General features: G+C 51.4%; 19 protein-coding genes and 1 riboswitch. Of the genes, 4 read left to right on the forward strand and 15 right to left on the reverse strand.

The window, feature by feature from the left end; all coding sequences use genetic code 11:
- Window positions 1–11 precede the first annotated feature (11 nt).
- Both guaA and guaB read right to left on the reverse strand, forming a co-directional pair.
- Window positions 12–1589, reverse strand: a complete 1578-nt coding sequence (guaA, locus tag QWI17_RS04580) for a glutamine-hydrolyzing GMP synthase (protein WP_302721329.1) — start codon at window positions 1587–1589, stop codon at window positions 12–14.
- Between the two features lie 75 nt (window positions 1590–1664).
- Window positions 1665–3140: an IMP dehydrogenase gene (gene guaB, locus QWI17_RS04585; protein ID WP_302721330.1), complete on the reverse strand. Its 1476-nt coding sequence runs from the start codon at window positions 3138–3140 to the stop codon at window positions 1665–1667.
- A gap of 186 nt (window positions 3141–3326) precedes the next feature.
- Here guaB and xseA point away from each other — a divergent pair, with 186 nt between their 5' ends.
- The 4 genes from xseA (at window position 3327) to QWI17_RS04605 (ending at window position 7004) form a co-directional block, all read left to right on the forward strand.
- Window positions 3327–4676, forward strand: coding sequence for an exodeoxyribonuclease VII large subunit (gene xseA / locus QWI17_RS04590; protein WP_370659581.1), 1350 nt, complete (start codon window positions 3327–3329; stop codon window positions 4674–4676).
- 14 nt (window positions 4677–4690) lie between these two features.
- Window positions 4691–4809: riboswitch (TPP riboswitch) on the forward strand.
- 44 nt (window positions 4810–4853) lie between these two features.
- Window positions 4854–5975, forward strand: coding sequence for an FAD-dependent oxidoreductase (locus QWI17_RS04595; protein WP_302721332.1), 1122 nt, complete (start codon window positions 4854–4856; stop codon window positions 5973–5975).
- Window positions 5965–6189, forward strand: a complete 225-nt coding sequence (gene thiS, locus QWI17_RS04600) for a sulfur carrier protein ThiS (RefSeq protein WP_302721333.1) — start codon at window positions 5965–5967, stop codon at window positions 6187–6189. Before QWI17_RS04595 ends, thiS begins: the two co-directional genes overlap by 11 nt.
- Window positions 6189–7004, forward strand: a complete 816-nt coding sequence (locus tag QWI17_RS04605; RefSeq protein ID WP_302721334.1) for a thiazole synthase — start codon at window positions 6189–6191, stop codon at window positions 7002–7004. The genes thiS and QWI17_RS04605 overlap by 1 nt, the downstream gene beginning before the upstream one ends.
- 13 nt (window positions 7005–7017) lie before the next feature.
- Here the strand turns inward: QWI17_RS04605 and QWI17_RS04610 are convergent, their stop codons facing one another.
- The 13 genes from QWI17_RS04610 to QWI17_RS04670 all read right to left on the reverse strand — a co-directional run bounded on the left by QWI17_RS04610 (window position 7018) and on the right by QWI17_RS04670 (window position 18466).
- Window positions 7018–7926 (reverse strand): AEC family transporter, encoded by a 909-nt coding sequence (locus tag QWI17_RS04610; protein ID WP_302721335.1) that lies wholly within the window; start codon window positions 7924–7926, stop codon window positions 7018–7020.
- An 8-nt stretch (window positions 7927–7934) separates the two neighbouring features.
- Window positions 7935–9314, reverse strand: a complete 1380-nt coding sequence (gene der, locus QWI17_RS04615) for a ribosome biogenesis GTPase Der (protein ID WP_302721336.1) — start codon at window positions 9312–9314, stop codon at window positions 7935–7937.
- 48 nt (window positions 9315–9362) lie between these two features.
- Entirely contained in the window at window positions 9363–10502 is a 1140-nt protein-coding gene (gene bamB / locus QWI17_RS04620) for an outer membrane protein assembly factor BamB (RefSeq protein WP_302721337.1), read from the reverse strand.
- On the reverse strand, window positions 10499–11185 hold the full coding sequence (locus QWI17_RS04625; protein WP_302721338.1) for a YfgM family protein: 687 nt from the start codon (window positions 11183–11185) through the stop codon (window positions 10499–10501). Before QWI17_RS04625 ends, bamB begins: the two co-directional genes overlap by 4 nt.
- Before the next feature lie 19 nt (window positions 11186–11204).
- The gene (gene hisS / locus QWI17_RS04630; RefSeq protein ID WP_302721339.1) at window positions 11205–12479 is read right to left on the reverse strand and encodes a histidine--tRNA ligase; all 1275 of its coding nucleotides are present in this window, start codon (window positions 12477–12479) and stop codon (window positions 11205–11207) included.
- A 28-nt stretch (window positions 12480–12507) separates the two neighbouring features.
- Window positions 12508–13620, reverse strand: a complete 1113-nt coding sequence (ispG, locus tag QWI17_RS04635) for a flavodoxin-dependent (E)-4-hydroxy-3-methylbut-2-enyl-diphosphate synthase (RefSeq protein WP_302721340.1) — start codon at window positions 13618–13620, stop codon at window positions 12508–12510.
- 10 nt (window positions 13621–13630) lie between these two features.
- Window positions 13631–14575, reverse strand: coding sequence for a helix-turn-helix domain-containing protein (locus QWI17_RS04640; protein ID WP_302721341.1), 945 nt, complete (start codon window positions 14573–14575; stop codon window positions 13631–13633).
- The gene (gene pilW / locus QWI17_RS04645) at window positions 14575–15372 is read right to left on the reverse strand and encodes a type IV pilus biogenesis/stability protein PilW (RefSeq protein ID WP_302721342.1); all 798 of its coding nucleotides are present in this window, start codon (window positions 15370–15372) and stop codon (window positions 14575–14577) included. The genes QWI17_RS04640 and pilW overlap by 1 nt, the downstream gene beginning before the upstream one ends.
- A 27-nt stretch (window positions 15373–15399) precedes the next feature.
- Complete coding sequence (rlmN, locus tag QWI17_RS04650; protein WP_302721343.1) at window positions 15400–16557, reverse strand: dual-specificity RNA methyltransferase RlmN; 1158 nt, start codon at window positions 16555–16557, stop codon at window positions 15400–15402.
- Between the two features lie 11 nt (window positions 16558–16568).
- Window positions 16569–17000, reverse strand: coding sequence for a nucleoside-diphosphate kinase (gene ndk, locus QWI17_RS04655; protein WP_302721344.1), 432 nt, complete (start codon window positions 16998–17000; stop codon window positions 16569–16571).
- A 117-nt stretch (window positions 17001–17117) separates the two neighbouring features.
- A complete protein-coding gene (locus QWI17_RS04660; protein WP_302721345.1) occupies window positions 17118–17540 on the reverse strand; it encodes a SufE family protein in 423 nt (140 codons plus the stop codon).
- 12 nt (window positions 17541–17552) lie between these two features.
- Window positions 17553–18092, reverse strand: coding sequence for a putative Fe-S cluster assembly protein SufT (gene sufT / locus QWI17_RS04665; RefSeq protein WP_302721346.1), 540 nt, complete (start codon window positions 18090–18092; stop codon window positions 17553–17555).
- 8 nt (window positions 18093–18100) lie between these two features.
- Window positions 18101–18466: a HesB/IscA family protein gene (locus QWI17_RS04670; protein WP_302721347.1), complete on the reverse strand. Its 366-nt coding sequence runs from the start codon at window positions 18464–18466 to the stop codon at window positions 18101–18103.
- Between the last annotated feature and the right edge of the window lie 18 nt (window positions 18467–18484).

Consider the following 18484-nt stretch of genomic DNA (forward strand, 5'->3'; position numbering starts at 1 on the left):
ACTTCAGCCCCCTACTCCCACTCAATGGTTGCGGGAGGCTTGCTCGATACGTCATAGGTTACCCGAGAAACACCGGATATTTCGTTAATGATACGGTTGGACACTTTCTCTAACAGTTCGTACGGCAGATGTGCCCAGCGTGCGGTCATGAAATCGATGGTCTCTACCGCTCGCAATGCAATAACCCACTCGTAACGACGGCCATCACCTACCACACCGACCGATTTAACTGGCAGAAACACGGCAAATGCCTGACTGGTTTTGTGATACCAATCCGCGTTATGCAACTCTTCAATAAAAATCGCATCGGCTTCGCGTAAAATCTCGGCGTACTCTTTTTTCACTTCGCCGAGAATTCGAACACCAAGACCTGGCCCTGGGAATGGGTGGCGGTATACCATATCGTACGGTAGACCTAATTCAAGACCAATAGCGCGAACCTCATCTTTAAACAACTCGCGCAGTGGCTCGACAAGCTCCAGCGCCATATCATCCGGCAAACCACCTACATTATGGTGGGACTTGATTACGTGAGCCTTGCCTGTTTTGGCCGCCGCTGATTCGATCACATCAGGGTAGATTGTCCCCTGCGCCAACCATTTAACATTGCGAATTTTGGTCGCTTCTTCATCGAAGACTTCAATAAAAGTATTGCCAATAATTTTTCGCTTGCGCTCGGGATCGTTTTCTCCGCCCAGTCGACCGAGAAACAGATCTTCTTTATCTGCCCGAATGACACGCACGCCCATATTCTTGGCGAACATATCCATCACTTGATCGCCTTCGGCCTTGCGCAACAAGCCATTGTCAACGAAAACACACGTCAACTGATCGCCGATTGCTTTATGCAAAAGAGCTGCAACAACGGACGAATCAACCCCGCCAGACAACCCAAGCAACACCTTATCGGTGCCTACTTGCTCGCGAACTTTGACGACGGCATCTTCTACAATGTTGGCTGGTGTCCACAAGGCTTCACAGCCGCAAAGCTTCAGCACAAAGTGCTCAAAGATTCGCTTACCTTGCAGCGTGTGTGTAACCTCGGGATGAAATTGCAGGCCGTAAAACTCTTTTTCCTCCGAGTACATACCCGCGATTGGGCACGACGGCGTCGACGCCATTACTTTAAAGCCTTCAGGTATGCTGATGACTTTATCACCGTGGCTCATCCACACATCCAACAGCGCACCACCATCGGCACCAATGTGGTCTTTAATGTCGTCCAACAGAGGGCCCGCACTTTCAACCTGAATTTGCGCATAACCAAATTCTTGCAGGTTTGATCCCTGCACTTTGCCACCCAACTGCTCGGCCATGGTTTGCATCCCATAGCAAATGCCCAGCACAGGAATGCCCAAACTAAACACCACCTCGGGCGCACGAGGCGAATTTTCAGCGGTCACTGACTCTGGCCCGCCGGCCAATATAATCCCACTGGGATCAAATTCCAGAATCTCTTGCTCGGTCATATCGTAGGCGCGAATAATTGAGTAGACACCCACCTCGCGCACGCGCCGGGCAATCAGCTGGGTGTATTGCGAGCCAAAATCGAGAATCAATATACGCTGAGCGTGAATATCCTGAGTCATTGATGTTCCGTTGTACTGTTTGGGAAAGAAAAACCCCTGCAAGCACAGGGGTTGTAATCGCTTAACTTGGGTATCTTAGCGACCGCTGATGGGATAGTTGGGAGCCTCTTTAGTAATCTGCACATCGTGCACATGGCTCTCTCCCATACCGGCCGAGGTCACTCGTACAAACTGAGGTTGCGTCCGCATTTCTTCAATATTTTTACTGCCGGTATAGCCCATGGCCGACCGCAGCCCACCCATCATTTGGTGTACGATGGCGCTCAGTGGGCCTTTGTAGGGTACGCGACCTTCAATGCCCTCGGGCACCAATTTTTCGGCCCCCTCACTGGCATCCTGGAAATAGCGATCGGAGGAGCCCTGAGTTTGTGACATCGCGCCAAGAGAACCCATACCGCGATACGCCTTGTAGGTGCGCCCCTGATACAACTCAACTTCACCCGGCGCCTCTTCGGTACCAGCAAACATTGAGCCCATCATCACCGCATTGGCGCCGGCGACAATAGCCTTGGCCAAATCGCCGCTGAAACGCACGCCACCATCAGCAATAACCGGAACACCGGAACCTTGCAGCGCTGCCACCACATTGGCAATAGCGGAAACCTGAGGCACACCCACCCCACTAACAATTCGGGTAGTACAAATGGAGCCAGGACCAATGCCTACCTTAACGGCATCGGCTCCGGCATCCGCCAGGGCTTTGGCCGCCGCTGCAGTTGCGATATTACCGCCGATGACCTGCACATCCGGGAATTTAGTTTTAATATCGCGCACGCGTTCGATAACGTTTTTGGAGTGGCCGTGAGCAGTATCGACCACCAATACGTCAACACCGGCATCAACGAGTGCTTTAACCCGATCGTCGGTATCAGCGCTTGTCCCAACACTGGCGCCAACCAGCAGGCGGCCTTCCGGGTCTTTACTGGCATAGGGGAACTGCTCAGCCTTGTTAATATCTTTAACGGTAATCATACCGCGCAGCTCAAAGGCTTCGTTCACCACCAGCACTTTTTCAATTCGGTGTTTGTGCAAAAGCGCGCGAATTTCATCGGGGCTGGCGCCCTCAAGAGTCGTCACCAACTTTTCTTTTGGCGTCATAATCGATGACACAGGCGCATCCATGTTGGATTCAAAGCGCACATCGCGGCCGGTCACTATGCCGACCAGATCACCCTTCTCCAACACCGGTACACCTGAGATATTATTGGACTTGGTCAGCTGCAATAGCTCGCTGATAGAGGCATTGGCCTCGATGGTGATAGGGTCTTTCACCATACCGGCTTCGTATTTTTTGACCGCGCGCACCTGTTGAGCTTGTTGCTCAATAGGCATACTTTTGTGGATGATGCCAATGCCACCTTCCTGTGCAATTGCGATAGCCAGGCGAGACTCGGTCACTGTATCCATCGCGGACGAAATCAGAGGGATGTTCAGTGCAATACCGCGGGTCAATTGAGTTTTCAAAGACACGTCTTTCGGGGTTACCTCAGAATATCCGGGAACCAGCAATACATCATCAAACGTGAGAGCTTCTTCAGCGATTCGCAACATAGAACTCCAACCTTTTCGCTTGGGAAAAATAAGCGCGGAATTATAGCCCACAAACCCACCTCAGGTAAACCACATATTATGCCCCTAAGGCCTCTAACTGACTGAAATTATTTTATTTTTATGACAATCTTCAATCTCGCAGCGAACCCCCTCTGATACAATGGCACCATGACCTACAACAACGACATGACTACCACTGCTGCCAACCAAAATGCGCGTGACATCCTAAGCGTTAGTCGTCTCAATCGCGCTTGCCGGCAGCTATTGGAGACACACCTGCCAATGGTATGGGTAGAGGGGGAAATTTCCAATTTAGCCCGCCCAAGTTCCGGACATTGGTATTTCACCCTTAAAGACGATCAAGCTCAGGTGCGCTGCGCTATGTTCCGCAACCGCAATCAGTTGGTGAAATTTACCCCTGATCATGGCGCGCAAGTACTCATTAGGGCTCGCGTGAGCATTTACGAGGGTCGCGGCGACTATCAGCTTATCGCTGAACACATGGAGGAAGCAGGCCTGGGCGCCTTGCAGCGCGCCTTTGAAGCCCTCAAGCTGCGCCTTAATTGCGAAGGTTTGTTCGCGCCCGAACACAAACTACCCTTGCCCTCCCATCCCCAACACATCGCGGTTATAACTTCCGCAACGGGTGCGGCTATTAGGGATATCCTGTCGGTCGCCCATAGGCGCTATCCAGGCCAGGCCATCACGGTAATCCCCGTACCTGTGCAAGGCGAGCAAGCGGCTCCCGCCATCATCAATGCACTGCGACAAGCTCAACAATCCACTTGGTTCGACGCAATCATTTTGGCTCGCGGCGGCGGCTCCATTGAGGACCTCTGGGCCTTTAATGATGAGTCGCTGGCGCGAGCGATTTTCGAATGCAAGCTGCCTATTATCAGCGCTGTTGGTCACGAAATTGACTTTACAATCGCCGATTTTGTTGCCGACCACCGAGCACCGACCCCCTCCGCGGCCGCAGAGCTGTTGGTGCCTGACACGCAGGCTTTAGTCGACAAAATACGCGTGCAAGAAAATGCCCTGACCAGGGCAGTCACAGGTGAGCTGCAGCGCCAGCAGCAGCGCCTGGAGGCTCTAGGCCAAAGGCTGCGCCATCCGGGTGAGAAGTTACGACATCAAGCGCAGCAACTCGACCACCTCGAAGCCCGAATGGTGAGGAACGTACGCGAGCAACAGGAGCGGCAACAGCAGCAATTTGCGTCACTGCTTGCCCGGCTGCGGCGAAGCAGCCCAAATCAGCTCATTGGCACGCGTATGCGTGAGGTAATTACCCTGCAGACCGAGCTTAAGAGAGCTATCGGTCATAAATTACAAACCAGCCGGCAGTCACTTCACGAACAAATGCGGGTTCTCGATAGCGTCAGCCCACTGGCAACCCTCGAGCGAGGCTTCGCCGCCATCACTGATGGTGAAGGTAGACTGGTTAAAGATTACAATCAGGTGCAACCAGGCGAGCACATCAACGCCCGACTCGGTCGGGGGCGATTACACTGCGAGGTTATTGCAAGCGACGGGTAATCCCATTATATTGACCGCACTTGTCGGGGTGCCTTGGTCGTATTGACGCGATTCGGAGGCTGAGATCGGTACGACCGAACCCGTTGAACCTGAACAGGCTGGAACCTGCGGAGGAAACAAGTCACACCGAGCGCTCTATCGGTGTCTCTCCGCCCAGCCTCCGACTTGCGAGGCAAAATGCAGCTTACACCGCCCCTCCAAATTGCCATTGCTGGCAGCGGGCTGCTGGGTCGCTTACTTGCCTGGCAACTGAGCTTACTTGGCCACAAGGTCGTGGTATACGATAAACGTCCACCGGAACGCGATACCAGCGCCGCTTATACCGCTGCGGGCATGCTAGCGCCCATCAGTGAGGCCGCATCATCCTTGAACAGTAACGTGCTGATGGCGGGCATAGAGAGCATTCAGCAGTGGTCCCTCTGGTGTCAAAGCTTGAACTTAACCAACGCCCTTCACCACGGTGGCAGCTTAGTGTTGGCACACCCGCAAGACTCCGCCGAACTGGAACAGTTTAACCACGACTGCCGGGCATTGCGCGACAACGAGTCACTAAACATCAAATCACTGAACAGAAATGCGATAGCGGAGCTAGAACCCCATTTAAGCAAAAGCTTCGAGAAAGGTTTGTGGATCAACCCGGAGGCCCACCTCGACAATCGCCAACTGCTCAACAGACTCGACGCAATACTGGCAACACAACAAGTTACGTTCAATTTTAATACGGACGTGAATGTAGGGCCGGGAGAAATCTCTGAAACCCAATCGGACAAGATCTATCGATACGACTGGGTGATTGACTGCCGTGGCGCCGGTGCCCGCTCACAACTCGGGCAGCTGCGTGGGGTACGCGGTGAAACACTGCACCTGCACACTCGCGAAATTTCGCTACGCCGCCCTATTCGATTAATGCATCCGCGCTATCAGCTCTACGTTGTACCCAAGCCAGAGCACCGCTTTGTCGTCGGCGCGACGCAACTGGAAAGCGAAGATGTATCGCCCATATCCCTTCAGTCATCACTGGAGCTGGCGAGTGCTGTCTACACAATTGCTCCGGCATTTTCCGAGGCGCGCGTTCTCGAAGCCGGGGTAAATTTGCGCCCCGCCTTTCGCGATAACCTACCCCAGGTCACTACGGAACCCGGACTTGTTATCGCCAATGGTCTCTATCGCCACGGTTACTTACTAGCACCTCTGGTTGTAGAGCAAACAATCAGTATTGTCGCGGGTAATAATAATTACGCCTGTGAAAAATTATCCGCCCCACCCCTCACCAACCGACAGGCCGTCTATGAAATCTAACAGCCTTAGAGTGGTCATAAACGCCGAAAGCTATGACCTGAAGTGCTCCGCAAAACTGACCGATGCGCTGAGCCTTTGGCAAAGTCATTGCGGAGAAGTCGAACATTTTGCATGCGCAATAAATGGCGAGTTCGTGCCGCGCTCTACCTATACAACCACAAAACTAAATGATGGCGACTGCATCGACATCGTGCGACCCGTAGGAGGGGGCTAATGAGCCATATTAAAACTTTAGCGAAAGACAGCCTCACGCTATACGGCCAGTCGTTTCAAAGTCGCTTTCTCCTTGGCACAGCTCTTTATGATTCCCCACAACAAATGCTGGATTCTGTTAGCGCATCAGGCGCCGAAATATTAACCTTGGGATTGCGGCGGCAAAATCCAGAGAACGGCGATGGCGAGAGATTCTGGCAAATGATTCGCTCAACTGGCTGCACACTATTGCCCAATACCGCAGGCTGCAAATCGGCTAAAGAAGCTATAAATCTTGCGTTAATGTCACGAGAAATTTTTAACACTAACTGGATAAAGCTCGAGGTTATTGGCGACGATTACAACTTACAACCGGACCCGTTTCAGCTGTTAGAAGCCGCCCAAGAATTGATTGCGCAAGACTTTTGCGTACTCCCATACTGCACAGATGATTTAATACTTTGTCAGCGACTGCGCGAGGCTGGCTGCCAAGTACTGATGCCTTGGGGAGCCCCAATCGGTACCGGGCGCGGCCTGCTCAATCGCTATGCACTGAAATCCATTCGCGAGCGATTTGACTGCCCATTAATTATTGATGCAGGTTTAGGCTCACCGTCACAGGCATGTGATGCAATGGAGCTGGGCTTCGATGCGGTACTTTTGAATACCGCGGTGGCAAAGGCGCGCGACCCAATACTGATGGCCTCAAGCTTCAAAGGCGCAATTAACGCTGGGCGCGACGCTTATCGAGCGGGGCTTATGCAGCAGCGGCAAACGGCGAGCCCCAGTACGCCAACAATTGGCCAGCCGTTTTGGCATCAGCACACTAACACTTAAACCCAATTCACCCCTATGAGTGCAATAAGAGCCAGCGCCAAAACAGCAAGGTCGGAATACCCAATAGCAAACTGTACCCCACCAGTGACGCTGCCAACTTAGGCGCAAGCTGATAGCGCATCGCTAAGACGCCCGCGGAAATCATTGCGGGCATACCCGCTTCCAACACCGAAACCGTATGCGCGATACCTTCGCCTGCCATAAGTTTTGAAACCCAAAAAGCAATTGCAGGCTTTACAATGAGCAAAGTAAGCATTGCCCCAATAAAAATCTTCAGGTAATTCGACTCGAGTTTGAGCTGCCAACCTATACCTACAGCCACCATAACCACCGGCACAAGACTCCAAGCCAACCAAGACAGAGCGTGCACCAGCCACTGTGGGTAGCCCCAACCGCTTACGGCGCAAAGTAAAGCCAGAATTAAACTGACAAAAGGAGGAAATCGCAATATTCGGCCGACAATATAGGATGCCGAGCTGTGGCCACCGGCAAAGCCAACCGCAATTGCAACACCAAAAGTATTTAAAGCGAGAAACGTCCCAAACTGATCGTAAAGAATGGCATACCCAATACCTTCTTTACCGACCAGTGCGTCAATCAAAGGAATACCGACAAAACCGGTATTGCCCAGCGGCAGTAGCAACAGTAAACAGCCCACAACCGAGCGAGACCACCTAAAAACTCGCCCCGCAATCAGTACACCAAGAGCAGTGACAATCATTACAACCCAGGATACCACTACCGGTAGCACCAAGGTTACATCAAAGCTTAACCTGGGGATTTCCAGTAACACCAGCGCCGGAAGTGCAAAGTAGATGACGTAAGCGTTAAGGCGGGCTGCGGTGTTGTCACCCGCCAAACGGGTGAACTGTAGAAAAAGGCCAGCGGTTAAAGCACCACCAATTAAAAGAAAGGGATTCACAAATAAGTCTATGACTTACCGCCCTTGCGTGGAGCGCGGCGAGCGCTTCGCTGAGGCACGGGCTCTTTACGATCAGAAAAAGGGTTGTCGGATGATTTAAACACAACGCGAACCGGCGTTCCACGCAGGTTTAACGCTCGTCTATAGGTTTTTTCCAAATAGCGAACATAATGAGCAGGCACCTTCGCGGTTTGATTACCGTGAATAACAATGATGGGAGGATTACTGCCACCGGCGTGAGCATAGCGAAGCTTTATACGCCGGCCATTAATCATTGGAGGCTGATGCTCACTGATTGCGTCTTGTAGGACCTGAGTCAGGAAGCTCGTTGACAGCTTGTCAGTGGCACTGTGATAAGCCTCCTCAACTGACTTGTATAAATTGCCAACACCTGTGCCGTGTAACGCTGAAATAAAATGTGTATTGGCGAAATCAACAAATCGCAAGCGGCGATCAAGCTCGTTCTTCACAAACTTCTTATGAGCCTCGTCAAGGCCATCCCATTTATTCAGCGCGATCACCAACGCCCGGCCGGCATCAATGACAGTCCCCATTAAGTGTAGGTCCTGCTCAACAATGCCTTCTTGAGCGTCAATCACCAAGATAACAACATTGGCGTCATCAATGGCCTGCAACGTCTTAACAATGGAAAACTTCTCTACCGTTGCCGATACGTTTTTACGACGTCTGACGCCGGCAGTATCGATGATAGTATAGGGCTTATCAAAACGTTCATATTGGATGTAAACGCTATCTCGAGTAGTACCTGGGTGATCGTAAACAATGACCCGCTCTTCCCCGAGCATGCGATTCACCAAAGTAGACTTGCCGACATTGGGCCGTCCCACTATAGCCATCTTAATCCCTTTAGGCTGGGCTTCAGTGATCGGTTCGGGCGCTGGCAATTGCTCCAGCACCTCTTCCATCATGCTTGTTACACCGCGGCCGTGAGTCGCGGTTGTCGCAAACACTTCACCCAAGCCAAGCTCAAAAAAGGGTGCGAGTGCCATGTCCGGGTCATGACCATCAATTTTGTTCACCACCAGATACACACGCTTACCGCGCTGACGTAACTGCTTGGCAATAAGGTGATCGGCCGCCAGTAAACCATCGCGCGCCGACACCATAAACAATACTATGTCGGCTTCGTCCATGGCCTGCAGTGACTGGTTGGCCATTTCAGAATCAATACCCTCTTCCTCACCGCTAATACCGCCGGTATCGATTAGCATAAAACGGTGATCGCCAACCCGACCCTCACCATATTTACGGTCGCGGGTAAGACCCGCATGATTGGCAACAATTGCGTCGCGGGTGCGGGTGAGACGATTAAACATAGTGGACTTACCGACATTAGGCCTGCCGACAAGTGCGATTACTGGGATCATAGTATTGAGTGTCTACCACAAGCCGCCCGGAATGGGCGGCATAAAATATTAGTCGTCTATCGTGTAAGCGGCGAAAGTACCATCATTGGCAAGAACATAAAGCCTTTCTCCGTCGCTCCACATAGGCGCACGGGTGCCTGAACTGTCGATACGTAACCGGTCAACAAAGCTGCCATCACTTCGGTCCATAAAATGAATATAGCCCTCTTCATCAGCCACTGCGATATAGCCCCCCACAACCACCGGGCCTATCAGCTGTCGCCGTAACATTTGTTCATTCTTCCAGATTTCCGCTCCACTGGCCGCATTGTAGGCGACAACTGCGCTCTGCTCGGTGGCAACAAAGAGCTCACCTGCACTCATCCACACAGGCTGGTGAATGGATGCATCAGCTGACCACAGTGGTCTGCCGGTCGCACGGGTAATAGCCATTAGTCGACTTTGAAATCCACCAACATATAAAATGCCGTCTTGCAGCAGCGGTGTTGCGTGGATATCGACCATCTTCTCCAGATCTGAGCGGCCTTTGGGTAAACCCACCCGCTGCTCCCACAAAATCAGACCATTTTGCGGGTTGAAAGCCATCAGTCGACCGTTCGCAAAACCGGCGTAAACGGCCGAGTCCGTTAAAACGGGGGTTGGTCGACCGCGCAATGTCAGCTTAGGCGGCGGATTATCGTAAAACCACAATAATTCGCCCGATTCAGCATTCAGCACATTCAGCCGGCCGTCGAGCGTTTGCACAGCGACGACATCAGCGTTGCCTGCCGGCACCGAAGTTACTTCACCCGATAGTGGGGTACGCCAAAGCTCTTCGCCGCTGTCGAGCGTTAAGGCTACAATTTCGCCTTCGTCACTTCCCAGTAGCAGTTGATCAGCGCCAAGCCCAACGCCGCCAGCGATAGGCTCATCAAGGTCGCGCTTCCAGGCTACTTTGCCCGTCATACGATCTAGAGCGGTTAGCTCACCTTGATAGTCGACGGTGTACACAAGATTTTCAGCAAAAGCGGGCGTCAAAGTCGTAAATCCCGCGCCTTGTCCTGCGCCAACATCTCGCTGCCACAGCCGATCCACATCGATTGTTGGTTCGAAATCAACCAGTTCCATCGGCTCGGTGCCGTCTTTGGAACCAAACAATGAGCAACCGGATAAAACAAAAGCGAGAGCGACGATAGGAACTAATCTCATGCAGAGGGCTCCTCCAACGCAGATTCTGGCTTCACATTGTCAATCTTCATTTGCAGAACGACCTGACGCTGTTGATTTGCGCCGGCAAATTTCTCCAGAGCCTTTTCATACGCTGTTAGCGCTGCAGCTTTATCGCCACTCAAACGCAACACATCGCCCTGCACTTCGGCATGCTCAGACTCAAAGCCGACAAGTGGTTGACCACTGAGCTGCTCTGACGCCGCAGCAAATTCACCTAGCTCGGCCTGCACCCGGGCCAAACGTAAACGAGCAATTTGCAGTAGTGCGGGGTCAGATACATTCGCCAACACCCACTCTAATTCACTGACAGCCTGCTCCAGATTGCCACTCTCGACCGCTTTCTTAGCGCTGAAGAACGCGCCTTGAGCAGCGTAGAAGCTATCGGGTTTAGTGTCTCGAATTTGGCCTGCCAAATGATCGACTGTGGCTCCAGCCGCCTCGGCCTCGCCTTCAGCGGCGGCATCTGATTGCGCCGCGACCAGTATTTGCTCGTAATACTCAGAAGCTATTTCGGCTTTGCGCTGCTCAGCGCCTTGCCAATAATTCCAGCCAAAATAGCCCGCCGAGGCAACCACGACACTGGCAATAACGCTGGTACCGTACTCTTTCCACAGCCTTTTCAGATTCTCAATTTGTTCTTCTTCTGTTAAATGGTCGCTCACACTTGTCTCCTAACCAGAATCAGTTCTTAATAATTAAGCCGGCCAACAGGTCGATCACATCACCTTGCGACAAAGTTTGTTGTGGCCTGTCTTCGCGTAAAAATTTGACGGCAATAGTATTGGCCGCGGCCTCATCTTCACCGAGAATAAGCGCCACATCGGCGCCACTTTTGTCAGCTTTTTTGAGCTGATTTTTAAAGCTACCGCCACCGCAGTGCATAAACAGCTTTAACTCCGGCAAAGCATGGCGCACTCTTGCCGCCAAACCCAGAGCCGCCGACTGCACATCACCTACAGCCGCCATATAGACGTCCACGGTTTTCAGTGCCGGCAGCTCAGCCTCAGCTTGCAACAGCAATAACAAGCGCTCCAGACCAATGGCAAAACCTACCGCTGGCGTTGCTTTACCGCCTAACTGGGCGACGAGATTATCATATCTACCGCCGGCGCACACGGCACTCTGTGCGCCCAACTTATCGGTTACCCACTCAAAAGCAGTACGACTGTAGTAGTCCAGACCTCTTACCAACCGACGATTGATGCTGTATGGGACAGCGCAGGCATCTAACAGTTGCGTCAGCTCGGCAAAATGTTGGCGGGATTCCGTATCGAGGTAATCTTCTAAGCTTGGGCCCTGATCTAACAGGCGCTGTGTACTTTGACTTTTGCTGTCCAGAATACGCAACGGGTTGGTTTCGAGCCTGCGCTGACTGTCTTCATCCAACGCATCTTTGTGGTCCTGCAAATACGCCACAAGTGCGTTACGGAATTCAGCCCTGGCGGCTTCACTGCCCAGCGAGTTAATTTGCAGCTCAACACAGTGATCCAGACCCAGCTTCTTAAACAGCTCGAAAGACAGCAACAGCAGCTCTGCGTCGATATCAGGGCCATCTAAGCCATAGGTTTCGATACCGACTTGGTGAAACTGACGATAACGACCTTTTTGCGGCTTTTCATACCGGAACATAGGTCCCATATACCAAAGTCGCTGCGTCTGATTGTAGAGCAAACCGTGCTCTTCACAGGCGCGCACGCAGCTCGCAGTCCCCTCCGGGCGCAGGGTTAGACTTTCTTCATTACGGTCGAGAAAGGTGTACATTTCTTTTTCGACTATATCGGTCACCTCCCCAATTGAACGCTTAAACAACTCCGTTTTTTCCATAATAGGAAAACGGATTTCGCGATAGCCGAAACCCGCCAAAGTCTGCTTAATGACACTCTCCAGATATTGCCACAAGAGTGAGTCCTCGGGCAGCGTGTCGTTCATACCACGGATGGCCTGAATTTTTTTCAATCGAACACCTTAATACACAGTTTAATAATTATGAGCGAGCGATAATGAGTTGTTCACTCTGCTCTTTTTCTTGAGCCTTTCGTCGAATCAGCTGTTCCAGCTCATCCACCAATCCTTCATTGGTCAACTTACTGTCAGGCTTGCCATCGACATAAACCAAATTACTGGGTGTACCTCCGGCCAAGCCAAGATCAGCTTCTTTGGCCTCACCCGGCCCATTGACAACACAACCAATGACGGCGACATCCAGTGGAATAGTGATATCTTCTACGCGCTGCTCCAGCTCATTCATGGTTTTAATCACATCGAAGTTTTGCCTCGAGCAGCTGGGGCACGCAATAAAATTCACCCCTTTATTGCGCAGCTTCAAACTTTTCAATAAATCCCAGCCAACCTTGACCTCTTCGACCGGATCGGCCGCCAGTGAAATACGAATCGTATCGCCAATTCCATCCAGCAAAAGCGCGCCTAAGCCAACCGCTGACTTTACCGTACCGGCGCGCAGGCCACCTGCTTCGGTAATGCCTAAATGCAGCGGTTGCTCAATCTCTTTAGCGAGCAGTCGATAGGCATCGACGGCCATAAACACATCCGAAGCCTTTACGCTGACTTTAAAATTATCGAAGTTGAGACCCAGCAAAATATCGACGTGACGCATGGCCGACTCCACCAACGCCTGCGGCGTGGGCTCACCGTATTTCTTTTGAATGTCTTTCTCTAACGAGCCTGCATTCACACCGATGCGAATAGGGATATTGAGGTCCCGGGCCTTATCGACCACGGCGCGAATGCGTTTTTCGCGCCCAATATTGCCTGGATTAATTCGCAGGCAGTCGACGCCCAAGTCCGCAACGCGAAGCGCAATGCGATAATCAAAATGGATATCAGCGACTAATGGGACGTCAACGCGCTTGCGAATCTCACCAAATGCCTCAGCCGCCTCCATTGACGGAACCGACACCCGAACAATGTCAGCGCCTGCTGTGGCTATTCTATTAACTTGCTCAACCGTTGCCTCGACATCACACGTTTCCGTGTTAGTCATGCTTTGCACCGCAATAGGCGCATCACCACCAACGGGCACATTTCCAACCATAATCTGCTTGGATTGCCGTCGTTTAATCGGAGAAGGTCGCTGCATAATTAATCCCCTACAGGGTACGATCAGTACTAAAATGAACGACGTTATCATTGCCAGAGTTGGGTATAGCTACTGGCAAACTATTGACTAAAACATCGGCTGCCTTGGCATTACCCAAGGTAATATCAAACGGCCCGCGACCGGTCAGTGACAGCACTGTTCCGGCTGTACGCAACTCCGCTACGATTACGTCACCTGCAGCATCGGCCACGCTAACCCAACAATCTTCGGTAAAATGCATAACCAATGAATCCTGAGCGGTTGCGTCGGGCTCTTGCGATTCAGCCACCTCGACGCTTTCCACAACGTTTGTCTCAATGGGCGACTGTATCTCTTCCATTGTGCTGGTTTGCGCCTGATCGACTGCTGATTCCTCGGGCAGTTTACTTGCGGGCGAACCGTCAGCGGCTGGCTCAGTATCGTTCCGCAATGGCTTTGCCAAATCATCCTCTTCAGCAGCACTAAACCTTTTTTGCGACACGGAAGACGTGGCAGCACTCGATTGCTCGCTCTGCGCCTCCTGCTCCGTCGAAGCGGGTGCGGTAGGTTCAGGTTCTGCACTACCGAAATACCAATAGGCCAGAGCCCAACAGGCAATAATACCTACAATTAACGATACTCTTGCAGGCCACTTGGCCCGCTTATTTTTCATTTTGACGTTAAGAGAATCGTTAATTAAAGGCGGCTGATCTTCCGCTGCGTCATGGTTAGCGTCGTACAACGCGATCAATGGCTCGCTGTCAACACCACACATTTTCGCGTAACTTCGAATATAACCTCGCACAAAGACCGGAGAGAAAAGTTTGTCATATTGATCCTCTTCCAGCGCCTTAAGTTTATCCGGCTGTATATTCAGTGCCCGAGCCACTTCTTCACAAGACTTCCCTTGACGTATTCTGGCTTCCGCCAGCGCCTTCCCCAAGCTCTGCTCGCTTGAATGCGGTGATTCCAACATTACTTCTCTGACTGCTCCAGCATACTTTTGTATTCAAGGTATTCTTTTGAATACGGATATTTGTTTTTTAACAACAGAGCATAACTCGCTTCTCTATCGCTGTTGCCAAACACGCGCTCCATTTTTATGCCCAACAATAAAGTTTGCGGTGCCGGGCGAGCGATTTGTTCGTAAGCATCCAAGTATTGTTTGGCCACTTTGTACTCGCCTTTGGCAAAATTCAGTTCGGCAAGTTCGTACTTCACCACCGCCATAGCCGGTGCCAATCGGGCGGCATGTTCGAAGGCAGATTCTGCCTTCTTGGTGTTGCCTAATTTAAGCGCGGTGCGTCCAAGATTAACCAGCGCCTGAGGGCGGGCATCATAGTCCAGGTCCTTGGCCGCCAAGTCAAACTGCTTAAATGCTGCCTCATAGTGTCCTTCATCAAAAAGCATAGCACCGTAGTTGTTTCGGGCGCGGGAGTAGCTGCTATCCAATCGCAAGGTCTTTTCAAACTGGTTGTCCGCTAAATCCATTTCACCTTCGAGCTGATACAGCATCGCCAGAGCATAGTTCGCCTCAACCGAACGAGGATCTATTTCCATCGCCTTACGCAAATGATGGCGCGCCGACTCTCGATTTTTTCCTTCGATATACTTCAACGCTAAAGTGACGTGACTGTCCAGCGCTTTCGCTTCATCGACCTGATACTTGGACGCCTCCTGAGTGCTAATACACGCGTTCAAAAGGCTTACCAACATCAAAGCAGCAAGAGCTCGCCCTGCAAAATATAATGTCGTTCGCATTATGCCTGTCATATAAGTCACCCACTCAAAGTATTATTATTAATTGACTATGGTAACCGGCTCCACTTCGGAAAACTGTGCTTTGTACCTCTGTGAACGTTTAGTAATGTCGTTAACCTCCCCCGCGAGCTGACCGCAAGCGGCATCAATATCGTCACCCCGGGTGGTTCGCACAGTCGTAATGTACCCTTCCTGCATCAGAATATCCTGAAAGCGGCGCATAGCATTGTTACTGACTCGCTTATAATTCGAAAGGTTAAATGGATTGAAAGGAATCAAATTAATTTTCACAGGAACATCTCGCAGCAACTCGGCCAATTCCCGAGCATGCTCCGGACGATCGTTCACATGATCGATTAACGTATATTCTATTGTGATCTTACGATGAGTGTCCGGTAACCCTTCAATGTAACGCTGCGCCGACTCCAGCAACATGGCGATAGGATATTTTTTGTTGATGGGCACCAATTCGTTTCTCAATGCGTCATTGGGTGCATGCAGTGAGATCGCTAAGCAGGCATCGGTATACTGACCCAGTCTATCCAACTGAGGAACAACACCGGAAGTACTTAGAGTCACACGGCGCTTGGAGATGCCATAGGCATTATCGTGCATCATCAAATTCATGGAGTCGACAACATTGTCGAAATTCATCAAGGGCTCGCCCATGCCCATCATGACCACATTGGTCACTTTGCGTGGCCCACCGGCTTCTAGCTGACCAAATGATTTCGCTGCAATCCAAACCTGGCCAATAATTTCCGCTGCGGTTAGGTCCCGGTTAAACCCCTGCTTACCCGTCATGCAAAAGCTACAATCAAGCGAACAGCCAACCTGAGAGGAAACACACAGCGTGCCTCTCTCACCGTCAGGAATGAAAACTGTTTCTACAACGCTGCCACCGGTCACTTCAATTAAGAACTTTCGGGTGCCGTCTGTCGAATCCAACTGACGCAAAACTTCAGGCGCACGAATTTCACAGTGCTCTTTTAGCTTTTCGCGCAACGCCTTACTGATATTGGTCATCTCATCGAAGTTGTCGGCGCCCAACTGATGAATCCATTTAAGCACCTGGGCTGCACGAAACCGCTTCTCCCCCAATAGCTCAAAAAACGCCACCAATTTCGCCTCGGTTAAACCCAATAGGTTTACTTTTAGCGGATTCGTTGACGGAGCTTGTTGAATTACATCAGTCATTACTTACACCTTCACGCCCAGCGTGTATGAATCTCATCGGCACTGAAAAAATATGCCACTTCGCGCTTGGCGGATTCCGCGGAATCAGAGCCATGCACGGCATTGGCACTAACTGCCGTGGCGAAATCGCGGCGGATTGTACCTTCAGCGGCCTCCTCCGGGTTAGTAGCACCCATTAGGTCGCGGTTCCGTACGATGGCATTTTCACCTTCAAGTACCTGAACGCATACCGGACCAGATGTCATAAATTCCACCAACGAAGGGAAAAATGGCCGCTCCTTGTGCTCTGCGTAGAAGCCTTCCGCCTGCGCTTTGGTCAACTGAATCATTTTCAACGCAGCGAGACGAAGACCCGCTTCTTCAAAACGCGCGATTATTGCGCCTATGTTGTTGTCGCCCACAGAATCGGGCTTGATGATCGATAAAGTCTGTTCTACGGCCATCTGGCACTCCAATAATTCCAATCCAAGGCCGATTGGCCCATCCTATATACCCAAAACCCGCGAATTATACGCGGGTTTTGGGTATTTTTATATCAATTCCACACGTTTAGCAGGGTTTTACAGGGCCTCAGTCGCCTCTGCCTGAATCCGCTCTACCATGGACTTTAAACCGTTGCCGCGTGTTGAACTCAAGTGGCTCAGCAAGCTCAAATCGTTGAAATACGCATCAATATCGAAGGCGTTTACTTCTGTTGGCGTTTTGCCGTTGTATGCAGCGAGGACAATGGCCAACAACCCCTTGACGATAAAGGCGTCGCTATCGGCGCCAAAGTACATCTTTCCCTGCTTTAGGCTACTGTCGAGCCAAACCTGACTTTGACAGCCCCTGACTAAATTTTGCTCTGTCCTGGCCGATTCCGGCAGTGCCGGCAGCTCTTTGCCGAGATCAATAATGTACTTGTATCGATCTTCCCAGTCATCAAAAAAGCCCAGGGTATCAATAATATCCTCGGCACTTACGTCCACACCAAACTCAGTCATTTCGACTCCAGCCTAAAAAAACATGCCCGTTTCTAACTGAGCCTCTTCGCTCATCATATCGCGACTCCAGGGAGGGTCAAACACAAGCTCCACCTCAACCTCGCGCACATTGGGCACCCTGCCAACGCGGTACTCAACGTCGCCAACCAGAACCGGTCCCATTCCACAGGCGGGCGCAGTCAACGTCATTGCTATACCTACATGCCCTGAAGCTTGATCTATATCCAGGGTGTATATGAGACCCAAGTTTACTAGGTCGACCGGTATTTCAGGGTCATATACAGATTTAAGCGCCTCCCATACCTGCTCTTCATGGATTTGGCCATCGCCTAAGTCCTGAAAGTTTAACTGCTCGGGTTCTTTACCAATCGCCGCGGCATCTAACCCGTCGACCCGCACCATTTGCCCTTGAAAACTCAAGGTGTAATTGCCGCCCAGTGCCTGAGTAATGGTGACAAAGGTGTCCTTAGGTATTGTGACGGGTGTGCCATCCGGAACACGGCGCGCAGGGCAATCCGCTTGGGTTACCACCATTTCTCGATCTAACGCCATAGTAATCCTTAGACTATGTTAAAACTTTCGCCGCAACCACAGTAATCCTGGGCATTGGGGTTGCGAAATTCCAGCTGGCGATTCAGCCCCTGGCTAACAAAATCGATACAGGTCCCACGCACCACAGGAATGCTGGCAGGATCAATCAACAACGTCACCCCATTGCCTAAAGCCATCGTTTTATCGGTGGTTGACGGTTCACTCACTAAATCCAACACGTACATGTAACCCGTGCAGCCACTTTCTTTTACAGACAAGCGAACAGCATTGGCACCTTTGGCATCTTGCGCCAATTGCTGCTTAAAATGCTCCGCTGCATCGTTGGTAACTTCCAGCAAGGAGGTGTCCGCTGGGTCAAAACTTTCAACACTCATACCCAAACCTCTTCATAT

This window comes from Gilvimarinus gilvus (genome assembly GCF_030518155.1).
Classification (GTDB): domain Bacteria; phylum Pseudomonadota; class Gammaproteobacteria; order Pseudomonadales; family Cellvibrionaceae; genus Gilvimarinus; species Gilvimarinus gilvus.

Coding starts and splice junctions, on each gene's coding strand:
- xseA (WP_370659581.1), top strand. CDS start 3,327: ATGACTACCACTGCTGCCAACCAAAATGCGCGTGACATCCTAAGCGTT.
- der (WP_302721336.1), bottom strand. CDS start 9,314: ATGATCCCAGTAATCGCACTTGTCGGCAGGCCTAATGTCGGTAAGTCC.
- sufT (WP_302721346.1), bottom strand. CDS start 18,092: ATGGCGTTAGATCGAGAAATGGTGGTAACCCAAGCGGATTGCCCTGCG.
- guaA (WP_302721329.1), bottom strand. CDS start 1,589: ATGACTCAGGATATTCACGCTCAGCGTATATTGATTCTCGATTTTGGC.
- ndk (WP_302721344.1), bottom strand. CDS start 17,000: ATGGCCGTAGAACAGACTTTATCGATCATCAAGCCCGATTCTGTGGGC.
- thiS (WP_302721333.1), top strand. CDS start 5,965: ATGAAATCTAACAGCCTTAGAGTGGTCATAAACGCCGAAAGCTATGAC.
- QWI17_RS04595 (WP_302721332.1), top strand. CDS start 4,854: ATGCAGCTTACACCGCCCCTCCAAATTGCCATTGCTGGCAGCGGGCTG.
- guaB (WP_302721330.1), bottom strand. CDS start 3,140: ATGTTGCGAATCGCTGAAGAAGCTCTCACGTTTGATGATGTATTGCTG.
- ispG (WP_302721340.1), bottom strand. CDS start 13,620: ATGCAGCGACCTTCTCCGATTAAACGACGGCAATCCAAGCAGATTATG.
- pilW (WP_302721342.1), bottom strand. CDS start 15,372: ATGACAGGCATAATGCGAACGACATTATATTTTGCAGGGCGAGCTCTT.
- QWI17_RS04605 (WP_302721334.1), top strand. CDS start 6,189: ATGAGCCATATTAAAACTTTAGCGAAAGACAGCCTCACGCTATACGGC.
- QWI17_RS04640 (WP_302721341.1), bottom strand. CDS start 14,575: ATGTTGGAATCACCGCATTCAAGCGAGCAGAGCTTGGGGAAGGCGCTG.
- bamB (WP_302721337.1), bottom strand. CDS start 10,502: ATGAGATTAGTTCCTATCGTCGCTCTCGCTTTTGTTTTATCCGGTTGC.
- QWI17_RS04670 (WP_302721347.1), bottom strand. CDS start 18,466: ATGAGTGTTGAAAGTTTTGACCCAGCGGACACCTCCTTGCTGGAAGTT.
- rlmN (WP_302721343.1), bottom strand. CDS start 16,557: ATGACTGATGTAATTCAACAAGCTCCGTCAACGAATCCGCTAAAAGTA.
- QWI17_RS04660 (WP_302721345.1), bottom strand. CDS start 17,540: ATGACTGAGTTTGGTGTGGACGTAAGTGCCGAGGATATTATTGATACC.